Origin of the sequence: Shewanella maritima, assembly GCF_043643735.1 — a bacterium.
GTDB lineage: Bacteria > Pseudomonadota > Gammaproteobacteria > Enterobacterales > Shewanellaceae > Shewanella > Shewanella maritima_A.
In genome coordinates, this window is the sequence record NZ_JBHZSM010000008.1 from 99,698 (window position 1) to 116,508 (window position 16,811).

General features: G+C 42.1%; 17 protein-coding genes and 1 tRNA gene. 11 read left to right on the forward strand and 7 right to left on the reverse strand.

Annotated features, from left to right (window positions below):
* Window positions 1-88 precede the first annotated feature (88 nt).
* The 7 genes from ACHUGF_RS10550 to ACHUGF_RS10580 all read left to right on the forward strand — a co-directional run bounded on the left by ACHUGF_RS10550 (window position 89) and on the right by ACHUGF_RS10580 (window position 7,392).
* Window positions 89-562, forward strand: coding sequence for an HvfA family oxazolone/thioamide-modified RiPP metallophore (locus tag ACHUGF_RS10550; RefSeq protein WP_394131017.1), 474 nt, complete (start codon window positions 89-91; stop codon window positions 560-562).
* A gap of 183 nt (window positions 563-745) precedes the next feature.
* Entirely contained in the window at window positions 746-1,618 is an 873-nt protein-coding gene (locus tag ACHUGF_RS10555; RefSeq protein ID WP_394131019.1) for an HvfB family MNIO-type RiPP peptide maturase, read from the forward strand.
* A complete protein-coding gene (locus ACHUGF_RS10560; RefSeq protein ID WP_394131021.1) occupies window positions 1,615-2,373 on the forward strand; it encodes an HvfC family RiPP maturation protein in 759 nt (252 codons plus the stop codon). Before ACHUGF_RS10555 ends, ACHUGF_RS10560 begins: the two co-directional genes overlap by 4 nt.
* A gap of 385 nt (window positions 2,374-2,758) precedes the next feature.
* Window positions 2,759-3,127, forward strand: a complete 369-nt coding sequence (locus ACHUGF_RS10565; protein WP_394131022.1) for a YbaN family protein — start codon at window positions 2,759-2,761, stop codon at window positions 3,125-3,127.
* Between the two features lie 138 nt (window positions 3,128-3,265).
* Complete coding sequence (gene apt, locus ACHUGF_RS10570; RefSeq protein WP_394131024.1) at window positions 3,266-3,814, forward strand: adenine phosphoribosyltransferase; 549 nt, start codon at window positions 3,266-3,268, stop codon at window positions 3,812-3,814.
* 148 nt (window positions 3,815-3,962) lie between these two features.
* Complete coding sequence (dnaX, locus tag ACHUGF_RS10575; RefSeq protein WP_394131026.1) at window positions 3,963-6,902, forward strand: DNA polymerase III subunit gamma/tau; 2,940 nt, start codon at window positions 3,963-3,965, stop codon at window positions 6,900-6,902.
* Window positions 6,903-7,062: 160 nt separating this feature from the next.
* The gene (locus tag ACHUGF_RS10580) at window positions 7,063-7,392 is read left to right on the forward strand and encodes a YbaB/EbfC family nucleoid-associated protein (RefSeq protein ID WP_394131028.1); all 330 of its coding nucleotides are present in this window, start codon (window positions 7,063-7,065) and stop codon (window positions 7,390-7,392) included.
* Window positions 7,393-7,633: 241 nt separating this feature from the next.
* Here the strand turns inward: ACHUGF_RS10580 and ACHUGF_RS10585 are convergent, their stop codons facing one another.
* Both ACHUGF_RS10585 and ACHUGF_RS10590 read right to left on the reverse strand, forming a co-directional pair.
* Window positions 7,634-8,239, reverse strand: a complete 606-nt coding sequence (locus tag ACHUGF_RS10585) for a hypothetical protein (RefSeq protein WP_394131029.1) — start codon at window positions 8,237-8,239, stop codon at window positions 7,634-7,636.
* Window positions 8,240-8,855: 616 nt separating this feature from the next.
* Window positions 8,856-9,218 carry a S24 family peptidase gene (locus ACHUGF_RS10590; protein WP_394131123.1) on the reverse strand — a complete coding sequence of 121 codons (363 nt, stop codon included), beginning with the start codon at window positions 9,216-9,218 and terminating at the stop codon, window positions 8,856-8,858.
* A gap of 62 nt (window positions 9,219-9,280) precedes the next feature.
* Here ACHUGF_RS10590 and ACHUGF_RS10595 point away from each other — a divergent pair, with 62 nt between their 5' ends.
* The 3 genes from ACHUGF_RS10595 to ACHUGF_RS10605 are packed head-to-tail and all read left to right on the forward strand — an operon-like array spanning window position 9,281 to window position 10,855.
* Window positions 9,281-10,126 carry a hypothetical protein gene (locus ACHUGF_RS10595; protein ID WP_394131030.1) on the forward strand — a complete coding sequence of 282 codons (846 nt, stop codon included), beginning with the start codon at window positions 9,281-9,283 and terminating at the stop codon, window positions 10,124-10,126.
* Window positions 10,119-10,376, forward strand: coding sequence for a hypothetical protein (locus ACHUGF_RS10600; RefSeq protein ID WP_394131031.1), 258 nt, complete (start codon window positions 10,119-10,121; stop codon window positions 10,374-10,376). The genes ACHUGF_RS10595 and ACHUGF_RS10600 overlap by 8 nt, the downstream gene beginning before the upstream one ends.
* 44 nt (window positions 10,377-10,420) lie before the next feature.
* On the forward strand, window positions 10,421-10,855 hold the full coding sequence (locus tag ACHUGF_RS10605; protein WP_394131125.1) for a phage virion morphogenesis protein: 435 nt from the start codon (window positions 10,421-10,423) through the stop codon (window positions 10,853-10,855).
* A gap of 194 nt (window positions 10,856-11,049) precedes the next feature.
* Here ACHUGF_RS10605 and ACHUGF_RS10610 read toward each other — a convergent pair whose 3' ends face one another.
* Complete coding sequence (locus tag ACHUGF_RS10610) at window positions 11,050-11,985, reverse strand: hypothetical protein (protein ID WP_394131032.1); 936 nt, start codon at window positions 11,983-11,985, stop codon at window positions 11,050-11,052.
* A 127-nt stretch (window positions 11,986-12,112) separates the two neighbouring features.
* Window positions 12,113-13,302 (reverse strand): IS3 family transposase gene (locus ACHUGF_RS10615; RefSeq protein ID WP_394131034.1). Its coding sequence is split into 2 segments (ribosomal slippage): window positions 12,113-13,035 and window positions 13,035-13,302, totalling 1,191 coding nucleotides; the frame shifts between segments, so codons are not numbered across the junction.
* Window positions 13,303-13,377: 75 nt separating this feature from the next.
* Between ACHUGF_RS10615 and ACHUGF_RS10620 the strand changes: the two genes are divergently transcribed.
* Window positions 13,378-14,073, forward strand: coding sequence for a DNA adenine methylase (locus tag ACHUGF_RS10620; RefSeq protein ID WP_394131127.1), 696 nt, complete (start codon window positions 13,378-13,380; stop codon window positions 14,071-14,073).
* A gap of 199 nt (window positions 14,074-14,272) precedes the next feature.
* Here the strand turns inward: ACHUGF_RS10620 and ACHUGF_RS10625 are convergent.
* From ACHUGF_RS10625 to ACHUGF_RS10635, 3 genes are all read right to left on the reverse strand, one after another.
* Window positions 14,273-14,349 (reverse strand) — tRNA-Pro (locus ACHUGF_RS10625).
* A gap of 282 nt (window positions 14,350-14,631) precedes the next feature.
* Window positions 14,632-16,425 (reverse strand): DUF3413 domain-containing protein, encoded by a 1,794-nt coding sequence (locus ACHUGF_RS10630; RefSeq protein WP_394131036.1) that lies wholly within the window; start codon window positions 16,423-16,425, stop codon window positions 14,632-14,634.
* A gap of 47 nt (window positions 16,426-16,472) precedes the next feature.
* Window positions 16,473-16,688 carry a YejL family protein gene (locus ACHUGF_RS10635; RefSeq protein WP_394131038.1) on the reverse strand — a complete coding sequence of 72 codons (216 nt, stop codon included), beginning with the start codon at window positions 16,686-16,688 and terminating at the stop codon, window positions 16,473-16,475.
* Between the last annotated feature and the right edge of the window lie 123 nt (window positions 16,689-16,811).

Here is a 16,811-nt window from a genome sequence, read left to right on the forward strand (position 1 = left end):
AAAAGTTACGCCGTACAGGTCTATTTAGACAAGTCAGCGCAAAGTGAGTTGACCACCCATTACAAATTGATATGAAAGGAAGAATATTATGAGCTCAATCAAACAAACTACAGTTGCTGTTGCTTTAGGTGCGGTTGTAATGAGTGCTGGTCTTGCTACAGACGCTCAAGCTAACCCATTTGGTTTTGAACAATTAACGTCAGGTTACCAGCTTGATGGTGGTGAAGGTAAATGTGGTGAAGGAAAGTGCGGTGAAGGCAAATGCGGTGCTGACAAAAAAGCCAGTAAGAAAGCCAGCAAAGAAGGGAAGTGTGGCGAAGGTAAATGCGGTGAAGGTAAGTGCGGCGCCGACAAAAAAGCCATGAAAGAAGGTAAATGTGGCGAAGGTAAATGCGGCGGTGACAAAAAAGCCATGAAAGAAGGTAAATGTGGCGAAGGTAAGTGCGGCGGTGACAAAAAAGCCATGAAAGAAGGTAAATGTGGTGAAGGTAAGTGTGGCGGTGATAAGAAAGCCAGCAAAGAAGGTAAGTGTGGCGAAGGAAAGTGTGGTGGTAGCAAGTAAGGTTGCTAACTAACCCTGTCTTCACACTAACATGATGATTGTATACATTCTCATGTAAAATTAAGGCCTGTTTTGCAGGCCTTTTTATTTGCTAACTAGGGCAAATTAGAATTAAAGTTTAAGTGTGTTTTAGACTTTGATTTGTCGTGTTACTAGCTACCGTTTACCCGTAAAGGAGTGCAGATGTTGTCCTATGAAACTACTCGTACCCAACCTAGTGTTGGTTTAGGTCTGCGAAGAGAAATGTTAGATGAATTTTGTCAATCGGTGCCCAATGCAATAGAGTTCTTTGAGGTTGCGCCAGAAAACTGGATGACGTTAGGCGGAAAATTTGGCCGTCAATTTAAACAACTCACTGAACAACACACATTTTTCTGCCATGGGTTATCGTTATCGATAGGTGGACCTGAAAAGCTGGATCTTGAGTTTGTCAGAAATGTTAAACAATTTCTCGATGAGCACAATATAGATATTTATTCAGAACACCTAAGTTATTGCTCTGGACAGGGTCATATGTATGACTTGATGCCAATCCCTTTTACCGAAGAAGCTGTTAAGCATGTTGCTCAGCGGATAAATCAAGTTGAAGACATTTTAGAACGTCCATTTATTCTAGAAAATGTATCTTTTTATGCCGCACCAGGTTCAGAAATGTCAGAACAGAGCTTTGTGAATGCCGTGCTCACTGAGGCTGACTGCAAGCTGCTTTTAGATGTGAATAACATTTACGTCAATAGTATTAATCATCAATATGATGCCGATGCATTTTTAGCCGCGATGCCGAGTGAAAGAATCGCGTATCTGCATATTGCCGGTCATTATGAAGAAGCCCATGATTTACGTGTCGACACCCATGGTGCTGATGTTATTGACCCCGTTTGGCAATTATTACAGCGCTGTTATCAACTTCATGGTGTTCATCCAACCTTGTTAGAAAGGGATTTTAACATCCCTAAAACGGAAATATTGTTAGAAGAAATCGATAAAATTCATTACTTTCAGCGTCAAGCATTCGAGTCAAAATCAGCTACTCGTGAGCAGGAGGTGACGTTATGACACTTGAAAAAGATTTTATTGTCCAACAGCAGATTTTCATGGATTACATTAAAAACCCTCAAAATCCGTTACCTGAAGGTATTGAGCCGCGCAGGATGAGAATTTACCGGGAATTATTTTTCAATAATATTGATGGTTTTGTTTCTAATGCATTTCCTGTGTTGAAGTCACTCTATAGCGATGATGATTGGCAACGACTGGTACAAAAGTTTTTTGAACAGCACCATTGCCAAACCCCTATCTTTATTGAAATTGCTGGTGAGTTTTTACAATTTTTACAGCAGCAGTATCAACCTAGCGATACCGATCCCGTGTTCATGCTGGAATTGGCACACTATGAACATTTGGAGCTACTGGTAGCCATTGCAAAACAACCTGACACTGAAAAGTCACTGGCATCAATAGGTGTTACTAACAACAAATTGTATATTTCATCTGCTGCAAAAGTGGCACAGTATCAATTTGATGTGCAGCATATCAGTGTCGATTATCAACCGGTTGAACCACCAGAGCAGCCACAGTTTTTCTGCGTATATCGTGATGAACAAGAAGAGGTTGCATTTTTACAACTCAACCCACTCAGTGCCCAAGTGATGGCTTATATTGATAGCTGTGCAGATAATGGGGCTGATTATGAAACGCTGAGTCAGTGGCTTTGCGAGCTTTACCCGCAAATGACAATGGATGTTTTACAATCTGGCTGCATACAATTACTGAGTCAGTTAGCAGAAAAGGGGATTTTGGTCACGCGCTAGTCAATGAATTAACAACTCCCTGTTTGTGTAGCATTAAACACTGATAAATTTTATGGTTTTTATTCCTTAAGGTTATGTATAGAATGTCGCCGCTTGTGATGTGTGTCACAAATTTTTGTAACTTTGATTACCCCTAATTCAGTTAGTTGCAAAAAATATCAAACGCCCTATAGGAATTGCTATGAGCCAGCCTTTTAAAGATCCATTTAACTTTCTCTATTTTATTGGTTTTATTCTTGTTTTATTGTTGCCAACTTTGCCAGCAAGTTTATCTTGGTTAAAGTTTTCAGGGTTAATTTAATGACTAATTTAGGGTAAAATAAACCTGAAATTGAACAGTTTTCTAAACCACTCAATTGCTGAGTGGTTTTTTTATGGGTGCATAATGGTATTAAAGCGTGGTTTTTTTCTGATTGTCGGCTTATGTAGCTTAGCACTGGGAATGACGGGAATTGTGGTTCCCTTGTTGCCAACAGTGCCGTTTATTTTGCTTTCAGCTTACTGTTTTGCCCGCTCAAGCGATCGCCTATACAGCTGGTTAATGACGCACCCTTGGTTTTCAGAAGCACTGACAAATTGGCAACAAAAAAGGGCGATGTCAAAGTCGTTGAAGCGAAAAGGGATGTTTATGACAATCTTGAGCTTCGCTTTTAGTATTGCCATTGTGCCCTTGTTATGGGTTAAGGTGTTGTTGCTCTGCTTGTTATGTGGCTTGTTACTCTTTTTGAAAAGCATTCCTGAATTGGAAGAATGAGGCGTAGGTCAATTTAACGCTATTGCAACCCTTTCTAAACGCGAATATGATCAAACCCATCTAATGTACGCAGTCCACCAAAGTATGTGGACTTTTTATTGCGCGTAATGCCGAATATTTTTCAAAAAGAGTGTGACTATGATTAACAAGCACAGTTTAGCGCTGATTAAAAACAGCATCAAAACCATTCCTGACTACCCAAAGCCTGGCATCATGTTTCGTGATGTCACTAGCTTGCTTGAAAATGCTGAAGCCTATAAAGCAACTATCGCGTTATTAGTCGCCCATTATCAATCAAAAGGTTTTACTAAAATTGTTGGTACAGAAGCCAGAGGCTTTTTATTTGGTGCGCCATTGGCGTTGGAGCTAGGCATTGGTTTTGTACCCGTGCGCAAACCTGGCAAACTACCCCGTGAAGTGATTGGCGAAACTTACGAGTTAGAATATGGCATGGATACTTTGGAAATCCATACTGATGCTATCAATGCTGATGACAAAGTACTTGTGATAGACGACTTACTTGCCACTGGTGGCACAATTGAAGCAACGGTAAAGCTTATTCGCCGTCTGGGTGGTCAAGTTGAGCATGCCGCTTTTGTTATTTCATTACCTGAAATCGGTGGTGAAAAACGTCTAGAATCTCTAGGGTTAGAGTTACTTAGCTTATGTGAATTCGAAGGCGAGTAATCGCCTTTTTAGCTGGCTTTAAGACGGTTTTTCTGTGTCGATAAAGTCAGCTAATAATTCCTAAACAATAGATTGCAATGTGTTTGCATGTTATTGTTTGAGCTAAATTACAGGAATATCTTCTGTTGTATTTAGTTCGGGGAAATACATGTCTTATCAGGTGTTAGCGCGCAAGTGGCGCCCAGCCAAATTTGAACAAATGGTTGGTCAGTCTCATGTTCTTCTTGCGTTAACCAATGCGTTATCTCAACAACGATTACACCATGCCTATCTGTTTACCGGTACTCGCGGTGTCGGTAAAACCAGTCTTGCACGTTTATTTGCTAAAGGTCTGAATTGTGAACAAGGTGTCACTGCTACGCCATGTGGCCAGTGTGCGAGTTGTGTAGAAATTGCACAGGGACGTTTTGTTGACCTTATTGAGGTGGATGCAGCATCACGTACCAAGGTCGATGATACCCGTGAATTGCTTGATAACGTGCAATATCGTCCCTCACGTGGTCGTTATAAGGTGTATTTGATTGACGAAGTACACATGCTTTCTCGAAGCAGTTTCAATGCGTTGTTAAAAACCCTTGAAGAACCGCCTGAGCATGTGAAGTTTCTACTAGCAACAACTGATCCGCAAAAGTTACCTGTAACGGTATTATCTCGGTGTTTACAGTTCAATCTGAAAAGCTTATCGCAACAACAAATCAGTGATCAGCTTGAATATGTATTAACGCAAGAGCAACTGCCATTTGAGACACAAGCGCTACAATTATTAGCCAAAGCGGCGAATGGCAGTATGCGTGACGCGTTAAGCTTAACAGATCAAGCCATTGCTTTTAGCAGTGGTCAAGTCAACCTTGAACAAGTGCAAACCATGCTAGGCAGTATTGACCAGCATCAAGTCATTGCACTGCTTCAAGCCCTGTGTGATGCAAAAGTCAAACCTTTGATGGAACACATTGCCAAAGTGCTTTCATTCGGTGCTGACGCCGATGAAGTGCTTCGTAGTCTGTTAGAACTGCTGCATCAAATCACATTAACTCAGTTTGCTCCCGCAGCAGCGCAGCAATCTCTGTTTAGTGAACAGATTGTCGCTTTCGCCAAAGCGATTCCAGCTGAACAAATTCAACTTTACTATCAACTGCTGCTCAGTGGTCGTAAAGATCTAGCTTATGCACCTGATCCTAAGTCTGGTCTGGAAATGGCTTTATTGCGAGCGGTGGCATTCGTACCAGAAAAGCCAACGCAACGCTGGGCTGTTGAACACCCAGCGAAACTCGATTTAACTCAGCAGCAAGAGGTCATTGAGACTGGCCCAAAGCCCAATGAGCATGTGCAAACTGAAGCGCTGGAAAAACCTGATTTAGAGAGTAAAAAGCTCGACAATGCTGACGTAAAAGTTGGCGGGAGTACAGGTACCGATCTAAATACGTCTTCTGATACTAATGCTAATTTAACTCACGCCAATTCAAATGACGCTAGTTCAAATAATGCCAATGCAGAAGCTGAAACGACCTCGGAGCTTGAGGCGCTTAATGCTGAGCAAGCCATTTTACTTTCTCAAGCCAGTTCGATGGGCTACCAAGAACTGCAAAAGCCAGTACCTGCACAAGTTGAACTTGATAATAAACCAACAGCAACACAAATAGAAACATCACCAGAGACCAGCACTCAGACCAGTACCGAGAATGATGCTCAGCAAAGCGTTCAAACTCCCATTGATGATGAAAGCTGCAAAACTGAAAGCGTGCCAAGCGCTAAACTTGAGTCCAATACTGATTCTGCATCCAGCTCCAACCTTAAGCCCAGAAAAGGGCAGGAAACCGTTTCAGAAAGTAACACTGCTTTAAGTCAGGACATGCCGGTTGATACTGCGCAAGGTGACTCAGATAGTGCCGCATCAATGGACGATTTTTATATGGCGATGTCGCAGGCAAGCGAGCAGTCGCAAGATGGGGATTACTATGATGCTCAATTTGAGCAGCAAGCGGCTTCTCAAGACTTACCTATGTCCATAGAATCAACCTCGCAACTTACTAGTAATGATCCAAGCGCATCACTAAAAACTGATAACGCCATTGCAGCAGAAGATGACCTTGATTTAGATGACGTACTTGATGCTGTGCTCGCCAGTAATGAGTTGCTCATTGCGGACATTGATTCTCACCATGCAAAAGAAGAAGCTGAAAAAAAAGCGGCAAGTAGTAAATCTGTCGAGATAAAAAAACCGATTGCTAAACCTGAAGTTGTCAACTTAACCTCAAATATAGATGGCTCAGTTTCAGGTTGTTTAGACGCAAATCTGTCGACCAGTTCGAATGATGATGTAAGTGCTGCAACTGTTGATAGTCAACGCATCGCTTCACAAGCAAGTATTAGTGATAAAGCTGCGACTAAAGAATCAGGTATTGATAATCCTCAGTCAACTCAAACTCACACCGATGATAGACCTCCTTGGGAACCCGCACCTGCAGGTGAACTGGCTGATGTTAAGGTGACTCAAAACAATGATGAGCCCAAATTAACTGATGTTTCAGTGACAACGACCGATACACCAGCTCAAGTCACACCAGCTCAAGTCACACCAGCTCAAGTGAGCTTACAGCAGCTTTCGACTACGGGGCATCAGGTTACGGGTGAGCAACAAGATTTACAGTGGTATCGTGTCATGAGTGAAATTAAGGTCGGTGGCAGGGTGCGTCAACTTGGGGTCAACTCGGTGAACCATAGCCTGCAATCGCCCATTAAGCTGACATTAAAACCTAATCAAAAGCATTTAGCTGCACCTGTTGCGATTGAACAACTCGAAGCGGCATTGACAGAATACTTTGCAGAATCGACTACCGTTGAGATTGAGGTCGGTAGTGTTGATCAACGTGAAACACCGTTGGAGTTGAGAAAACGTTTCCATCAGGAATTAACCACACAAGCGACGCATTCTTTGTTAAATGACTCTAAGGTTCAGTGGATGATACAAAGTCTTGGGGCTGAACTTGATCAAGATTCAGTGCTTTATCCAACTGAACAATTGACGCAAATTGCTGCTCGATTACCAGCAAGTAACGCTAACGACGACTCAAGTGAGCATAGCGAATAAATATCGTGTGAATAGATTTACAGTGAATGGCTAAATAAGTAAAAGATGATCAAACCTTCATCTCAATTTACTTATCATAGGATTGCCATTCATGAATATTTCAGTAAGATGGCAGTCAATTAGCAGCTTGCTGACAACCTTAGATTAAAGAGAAAATATTATGTTTGGAAAAGGCGGCATGGGCAACTTAATGAAACAAGCCCAAATGATGCAAGACAAAATGGCCAAAATGCAGGAAGAAATTGCCCGCACAGAAATGACTGGCGAAGCCGGTGCTGGTCTTGTAAAAGTCACCATGAATGGTGCCCATAATGTGCGTAAGGTTGAGATTGACCCAAGCCTAATGGAAGACGACAAAGAAATGCTTGAAGATTTGATTGCTGCAGCGTGTAATGATGCCGCACGTCGAATCGAAGAGAATCAAAAAGAGAAAATGGCTGAAGTGACCGGCGGTATGCAATTACCACCAGGTATGAAAATGCCATTCTAATTGATTGATGATAAATCAAAAAAGCTCAAGCAATGCTTGAGCTTTTTTGTGTCTAAAATCTGTTTCTAATGGTGAGAGTTATACCAATTGGGGTAAATAATTGATCAGAGATAGCGTAGGATAAATCGCTTATAACAAGGCTGGTATTGCAGTTAGCTAGTTGTGCTAACTTCAAAGTTTATAACAAGGTTATAAGCGATTTTAACCAGTAAGAATAATTACATACTTGTGCTAATTGGTATTAATTAAATTCAGCATCAATATCCGCTTGTTTCTGCTTTTGTCGAACAAAGGCAATCACGTTATCTCTATCAAAATAATCCCGTAATGAAATGGCTTGCTCTAAATCAAAATGCGGTTCTTTGGGATGATAGTTGATGTACTGATTATCAATACTTTGTAGCTTAGGGATAACGAATACTAATTGGTGATGTTTGGCTGACTGAGAATAAAAGTGCAGACTTAAATCAACCGAGCGCCCAACACGCCACGGACTATTGCCTAAGCGCCAAAAAGTATAGCCAGTATGTACTTTGGCAATTTCTTTATCGAGAGTCACAGCTTTAACGGTGGCTTTTTTATTCCACGATTCATACTTATCAATCATTGCAATTAATGAGTCAGCTGCAGAGCGAGATAACCTTAAGCCCACCACATACATACCTTCATAGAAGTAGATGGTAAATTCATCTTTTTCTGCGTTGTAATCTATGCTCGCATCAGCCGTTTTTAAACGATTAACTTCTTCATCAAAGTATTGTGGCTGAATATTATTGACGTATCGCTCATCTGCACCGTAGCTCGAGTACGACAGTAAGAGTAATACTAAAGTCACCAATAATCTCACGATCTCCTCCTTGATTAATTATTCTACAACACTAAATTAAATAAAAATGAGTAATTACTCAATCAAAAAATTATCATATAAGTAATTAAATTGATGGAAAATTCATCAGCTAGCAATTTTCAGGGATAGAAATTAAAGTGCTTTTTCCATTTTGAAGATGGCTCAGACTTAAGTGTTATACCTAACCTTAATACTTATTTAAACAAGCGCTAATAAACGCCACAACTAATAGAATTTGTGATTGCCCTTGCAATAGGAGCCATGCAGTAGCGGTTTCTGATGTAAGTAATTAAAAAATATATAGTTTTTTGCATCAGTTTGCTTCGGTGAGATTGAAGAATCTATTCGCCATGAATAAGGCGATTTTCATTTAAAACAGTTAGGGCACTTTTACGCAACTTTTTGCATCAACATGATTGGAAGTCGCTAGATGTGTAATGGGTCTAGTGATATGAGAAAAACGGGATCAAACGAGAACAAATAAAACTTGGCGGGAGTTTTCTAGATTTAATGCGGGTTTGAGAGAAGTTTAAAGCTGGTTTAACTCGGTTTCCTTTTGAAAAACCTAAATGATAAAAAGGTGGCTAAGCTTGAAGCCGTGCCACCTATATGAGAATTACTTGACGTCTTTCCCAATCCATACGACTTTGCCCACAATATTGAGCATTGGCAGATCTTCAATAGAGACAACTTGTTCTTTGTATTCCTTGTTGTCGCTTATGATCGTCACGCTACCATCGATATGCTTCTGTAACCGCTTGGCATATAGCTCATCACCCAGACGTAAGACAAAGATGCTGCCATCGGTCAGTGTTGTCTGCGTGATATCTACTAAGATAGAGTCGCCGGTGTGGATCGTTGGCTCCATCGAATCGCCTTTGGCAAATACCACTCTAAGGCTTTCGGGCTGCAAGCCTCTATAGCGGAGCCACTTGGTTCTGAATGCTAGCTTACGTTTGACTTTCTCATCATCCCAGATCGCGCCGTGGCCTTAGCGTCAGCCAACGGCCAGAAGACGGTAGCCGCGAATGGCTCGACAAAGTGACAGGTGAAGTACATAAAGTGCCGAAAGGCATAGATCCAGGTTTTGACTACACCCCACAGCGCGAGGTGAATCTTGCTAAGGTCCAGCAGCTTGCAAAGCAAAAGGCGGTGGTTTATCACGCGCCAGAACGTTTGGTACCTAGCGCATTCAGTACCGTTAATGGCGTTAACGTCGACAGCCTAAATCAAGTATTAACCGCCATGGCCGATACCAAATCGGCACCACAAGTGGCTAAACTGGCTGAGTTCATCAAGGCGCATGACATCAAAAGCGTATTTGTTAAACAAGCCGGAATGGGGTTATATAACAAAGGCGCGAAGGCCATTAAGCAGGCAGTTAAGGGGTACCTTAAACCTAGCCATTATCATGCAAGGTACCTTTATGCGCTCAGGGGTTACAAAACCACCAGAGGCTTTACTTCTAAAGGTTTCGATCATGTTGTGGTTAAGGTGGGGGCCACCATTAAGCTGGCCAAAGTAGATATTAACGAGCTGCGCCAATTGGTGCCCTTGGCTCATGAGTTTCAAAAACGTGGTAAGTCCGAGTTCTCAATGTCCCACATCGTTAGAACCTATGGAGAGGCTAAAGACCACGGCGGCACTATCGTCACTTGGTTACATGAATTAGGCCATCAGCTACACTATAAGGCAGGTGGGCCTAATGCGCCCGATATAGCAGGGCTAACCCGTTACGGTGGAAGTAACGCTGCGGAGTGGCATGCGGAACACTTTGCTGCCTGGGTGCTCAATCGTGATGCCCTGGCCGCGTATAATACCGATATTGCCGATTATTTTGATAACCTAGTGGCACAAGCAATTGCCAATGGAGGCCATCGTGAATAAAGCATTCGCCGCCATGCTTGCCAGAGCCGAGGCTGATCCACTGCAGGGGCAGTCCACGCCGCTGCTTGATGCCGCCTTGGTCATCGTGAACGATAACGCCTTAAGCTATTGTGATAAGCGCCAGCAGATTGAGGCGTTAGCGCAGCAGGCCAACGGGCGTGAACAAGAACTGTTTGGTGAAGTGTGGGAAAGCCTTATTGCAGCAACGCCAATCGCTGAACATATTGCCGCCGATGGAAACCTTAAGTAGAGGCCGGTGCGTCAATAAAGGTCAGTGTTAGGGGCGAGCGTACAATTGCCAAGGCGCTTAACAGCTTACTTAAGCAAGGTCACAACCTAGCGCCTGTGCTAGGGGATATTGGCGAGAATCTGCTGACCAGTACCCAGCAGCGCTTTGTCCAGATGCAAGCGCCCGATGGCACGCCTTGGGAGCCACTGAGTGGCACCACGTTAGAAATAAAAGCAGCTAAAGGCGTACGCCTAGACCGTATCCTAACGGACTCGGGTACCCTGGCAGATACCCTGCATTATCAAATCAGCAGTGATACTTTAAGCCTGGGCAGCAACCAAGAGTATGCCGCCATGCAGCAGCTCGGTGGCATTACAGCCCCCAACAGCATGATCCCCAGTGTTGAAATTCCCGCTCGTGAGTTTTTAGGCATAGCCCCATTTGAAAAGGATGAGGTAGAGGCCATGGTGGGCGACTATCTCATCAGAGGTTTGCCTTAGCCTTTCTAGATTTATGTCGAAACCGTCAGAAGCGATTTAAGTGCTTTAAATGGTTTGTCTACGTCATCGTGTGCAATCGGTCTGGTTAATGCCCTTAAGAGAGATTTAAACGGGGTTTAAACAACACTGTGATAGATAGCTTTAAAGATTTTTTAGAGAAGAGGGCCAAAGATAGACATTGGCCCTGAATGGCATTATTTGCAAGCGTAAATAAAGTAGTATCTACCTTCGATTACGATTGTCTCCTTAACATATAGGCTACAACCTCCAGAGCCGCCTGCAGTCGAACCGCCTACTAGCGTACTTGAATATCGCTCGAATTTTTCTTTAATATTACCTGACCCACCTAGTGAGAAACCGCCACCTAATACCTGGCTAGCAGTCATCGGAATATCATTTTTATTCACATCTTTACCCGATAAAGGGACAAAGCCTCGCTCCAATGCGTCTATACCAACTTGAACAACACCATTAGGTTGCTCGCCAAGATCATCTGAGTAAAACTTCACATCAATAAAGACACCTAAGTCCAATATTTGGGGAATGCTAATAGTGTTTAGCACATTATTAGCAGTAGCCTGCAATATACCTGAATTTGTTTGAATATGGCGTTCAAATACCGTATTACTTATAGCGCTAAAAGTTAAAAAATCATAAGGATCGCCTTTAGTTTTTATTTCGCCAACATAAAGACGGCTTTCATCGGCCTTATCTGTCGATGAGTATTGGATGCTAACTTTTTGTGGCGCAGCATAAACATAATTCGGGTATAGTTTCTTATTGATTTCCTCAGCTTGCTTTACTGTTTCGACTAAAAGCCCTCTATATTCAAATAGAGAAGCAACGCTTGCTCTTTCTTCATTACTTAGATTGCTCTCATATGCATATCTGATAGGTTCTCCGCGATCTCCTTCGTCGTTGACTACGGTGAACTTTCGAGAAGATTTATTAACAAAATCCACAATAACCACATGGCTTGTGCCAAATTTAACTTGTGCAAAAGTTGCTTTTTGCTCCATTTCAGAGTAGCTACAACCATTACAGACTTCAGTTTTAGTGATTGCCAGACTTTGAGAAGAGAAAGACAAGAGGCCGCACAGCAAAAGTGTGCTATATAAAACTTTTTTCATTTTAGATAACTCCATTCCATGTTATTACAACAATTAAAGCTCTCTTCATGAGAGCCAACCGGAATTATGTCGTGTTTGATGTATTTTTCAAGTTTTGTTAAGCTTTGTGGTGATTTGTATGTAGTGGTCAAGTTAAATTGGCCACGGTTTTATAGTTGAGCCAGTATCTTTTCTCTGACTCATTTGGTGTCAAACCACCATTATGTTGATGGGGCCGAACCTGGCTGTAATAGCCAATAATATATTTTGTGATACCTATCTTTGCTTCGTTAAAACTTCGATAGCCTACCGTTGGTATCCATTCCGTCTTTAAACTTCTAAAAAAGCGTTCCATAGGGGCATTATCCCAACAGTTACCACGTCGACTCATACTTTGTGTTATTTGGTAACGCCATAGTCTTTGCCTGAACTTGCGGCTTGTATAATGACTCCCCTGATCACTATGAAACATCACGTTACTCGGTTTACCACGCAGCTCGTAAGACATTGTTAATGCTTTTGCTGTTAACTCACTGTCTGGTGAGAATGACATTGCCCAACCAATAGGTTTGCGGGCAAACAAATCGATAACTACAGCTAAATAGGCCCAGCGATTGCCTGTCCAAATATAAGTGATATCACCACACCAGACTTGATTGGGCTCAGTCACAGCGAACTGCCTATCAAGCAAATTAGGTATTGCCACGTGCTCTTTAGAGCCCTTCTTATAAGCGTGTTGAGGTAATTGACAACTAACCAGCTCTAGGTCTTTCATAAACCTTGTGGCACGGTATCGACTCAACTGAAAGCCTCGTTGCGTCACTATGTCTGCAATGGTTCTAGCGCCTGCTGAACCACCGCTTAGTTCATGAGCCGATTTAACTTCGGCTCGTAATGTCACTTCTTCAGTTGATAATGACGTATCTCGTAACCGCCAGTATTTATAACTACTGCGGTGAACATCAAATACATCACATAAGGCCTTAATCGAATATTTTGCTTTATGGCTCTGGTTGAGTTTTTCGATTAATTCGAATTGTTCAGTGAGTTCGACATCAACAGAGCCGTAGCCTTTTTTAGAATTTCCTTTTCTAATTCAATACGCTCTATTTTCTTCTCAAGCTCGCGTATTTTAAGCTGCTCAGGTGTCATTGGGGTTGCTTTAGGCGCTTTGCCCTGACGCTCATCCTTTAACTGTTTTACCCATTTACCAATCGTAGAAAAACCAACATTCATGGCCTTGGCTGCTTCTTCATGGGTATAGCCATGATCGACCACTAGTTGTGCCGTTTCTAATCTAAATTCAGGGCTGAAATTTTTACGTGATTTCTTAGCCATTGTCTTTACCTAATATTGCTATGAAAGCGATCATAGCATCCTCTAATTAGGTGGCCAAAATCACTATGCCACTACATCCCAGAGCACCACACCTATGTGGAACCCTTTTGCGGAGGAGCTGCGTTATTCTTTGCCAAGGGCGAGGCCAGAGTAGAGGTGGTTAATGATGTGAATGGTGACCTGGTCAATCTATATCGAGTGATCAAATATCATTTAGAAGAGTTTTTAAGACACTTTAAATGGGCGTTAATAAGTCGGGAAGAGTTTCTTTGGCAGAAGGATACTAACCCTGAGACATTAACCGACATTCAGCGAGCTAGCCGCTTCTACTACCTACAGAAGCTGGCATTCGGTGGAAAGGTTTCGGGGCAGAACTTTGGTTGCTCGCCATCCAGACCAGCAGGTTTAAACTTGTTGCGGATTGAGGAAGACCTAAGCGCGGCCCATCTTAGGCTGGAGAGGACTTATATAGAGCAACTGGACTGGGGCGATTGTGTCACTCGATATGATAGGGATGAGACCTTGTTTTATCTTGATCCACCTTACTGGAGTATAGCTGGCTATGGTGTTGACTTCGACCTCTCTCAGTATCAGCGCATGGCAGAGCTGGCCAAGGGGATTAAGGGCAAGATGATGATTAGTGTTAATGATGTGCCAGAGATGCGAGAAGCCTTTGATGGACTATCGATGAAGACGCTGGACATTAACTACACGGTAGGAGGTAACCACAAGGGGAAGGGCCGCAAAGAGCTGCTAATCTGGAACTGGTAAACGCATTAAAAAAGGCCCGCTATGGGCCTTTTGTTTTTCTCATTTAGGTGAATCGTTTTCTCATTTTGGGCGGCGCGCTACATTTTTGCATCAACATGATTGGAAGTCGCTAGATGAAATAAGCACTTTCATTGAGTTATGGGATTAATCCATAGAATAAAATGCAAAAAGCCAGCAATGATGCTGGCTTTTTTTAATTTGGTCGGTATGAGAGGATTCGAACCTCCGACCCCTGACACCCCATGACAGTGCGCTACCGGGCTGCGCTACATACCGAGTCACTTATCGTTATAAGCAGCATAATATAGGGGACTGCTTAATAAGCTGCCTGAGAATAACAAAGGCTGTGTGCTGCGTAAAGCTAGCATTGTTATTGGATTATTTAATTGCTTAACTATTGAGCAAAGGGGCTAGATAATATTTAGCCGTTAGAAAAATAGCGATGTCAGTCGTTTCCAATACTATGTGTGAATGAGCGGTGTACTAATTAGAAAGGCCATCACCTTAAAGATGATGGACTCTATTTTTATGCGGTCAATTAGCGTATTGATTGTCGCGTTAGTTGTTGTATAACCTGCGGCTTTCACGCATGACTTGAATAAGCTCAGGTGCACTCATGCGCTTATCCAGTTGTTTGGTAAACTCTAGGTCATAGATTTCGTATTTACCATGACGGTTTAGCACGGTGACTTCTTCACGTTGGTAAATTGCAAACACACGGCTATTACCTATGTAGACCCAAGTATCTGTACTCGGTTGGAATAAGCTTCTACCAGAACTATAGTCCGTGGTTGGGTTGGTGCAGCCAAATAGATGGGTTAGTAAGGTTGGTACCAATCCGTAGTGGCTGGTGCGATATTTTATATTACTATGTTTGGCTTCAGGTAATCTCATTATTAAAGGTACTTTGACATTGCCTGGGGAGAAGTCACGGCGTGCATCACGCTCATTACTGGTAAATACTTGCCCATGGGTACCCGTAATAATCACCGAGGTGTCAGCAGGTAAACTAGAGAGTAATTTTTCTAATTGTTGGTCAAGATAAAACAAAGATTGACGATATTGGTTGAATAATACCTTTTGAGCGGGCTTAAAGCTCTCTGGCGACTTGATAGTTTCAATTCCTAGGAAGCCAACAGGCGTATCGTAATCTCTAGGTGTTGTTAAATTTACTATGCTAAACCAAGGCTTATCTTGCTGTGATTGCCACTTGCTGAAATGATTAACTATTTCTGCATCAGTCGATGCGCTGCTAACGTTTTCAAAAACGTTAACCTCAAAACCTTCAAATATGGCACTGTTTCTAAGTGAGTCCACACTATCATCGGCCGAAAATATCTGTAATTCATATCCTTGGTCTTGCATGACACCCGTGATCACTGGTGGTGTATAGCTAAACTCAATGCGGTCACTGTAGTTAGTTTGCACACCATACAAGAGTGAAAACATACCAGTATAGAATTGATTTCCACCTGTATAGTGATTGTTGAAGTTGAAATGATTACTTTGGTAGCCACTTAAAAAAGGCATGGTTAATGGCGTGACCATATCCGCCCTAAAGCTATCCACAGTCACCACTAAAACGTTTGATTGGAAATCATTACTGCATTGCATTGGGCTTATTGGATAGTTTAAATGGCGACTCTTTTGTTGTAGGTAGCTTGGTCTTGCCTCATCATTGAAGTTTTCAATACCGCGATTAGCTATAAATGAACGTGCAGTCGCTGGATATGATAATGGATAAGCATCATCAAATCGTGTGATTTCAGTGTACTGAGTTGCATCAGCCCAAATATGAATTAAGTGGCCACTGACAAAGCAAGCGCCTACAAATAACACCACTTTATTGCCAGCTTGCTTCTTCTGTATTTTATCAATTCTTTTCCAAATGAAGTTAGCGGCAGTGAGCTCAAGTAATAAAATACCGATTGGAACTGAAATGTAGGAAGTATTACGTAAAATTGAGCTTAAGTCTTGCCATGCAAGGTCAAAGGCAAATGGACTTAAGTGAATACCATAATCGTCAAAAATAAGCGTGTCATAAAGAATGGCATACAAGGCAATGGAATAAATGGTTGCGGTATAACCACGTAAAATTTTGGAGTAGGGCAGTAATAGTGTGACTGGGAAAATAAAGACCAAATAAACCAAAAAGGCTAAAAAGGTAAAATGGCCAATGGTTGATAGTCCGATATAGCCCCATGAAAATAAAGAGTCAGGATATCCGGCACTGCTAAGGTAGCGAGTGCCTGCCAGCATGGCCAAAAAGCCATTAAAGAAGGCAAACCAATGCCCCCAATTAACTAAACGTGAGACTTTGTCTCTATTCATCTGCTTTTTGCGTTCAGCCATGCTTTAAAATTTTCCTAACTCTTAAATATAGGTATGTCAGCGAATGTTTATTTAGCCACGGTTTGGGCTAATACTTTAGCAAATTGTTCTGCAACCACTTTACGAGATTCAGCAGGAACTTTATTTTCCAATAAATGAGTCACGCAGTTGCCCAAAGCCATTAGACTTAGGTCAGTTGGAGCTTGATGCTTGGTTAATACGGCTAATAATTCAGTAATCAGTGCTTCAACTTGCTCATTAGTGTATTTAGATTGAATGGCCATAATCAAAAAAGTTCAAAAAAGAATGAATTAGCTATATATGATAACGGATTTCCAAGCAAGTCGCCTCATGTTTTGTGGTTTCTATTTCAAGGCTATACGATTTAGTGTCTCTGTCTGATATTA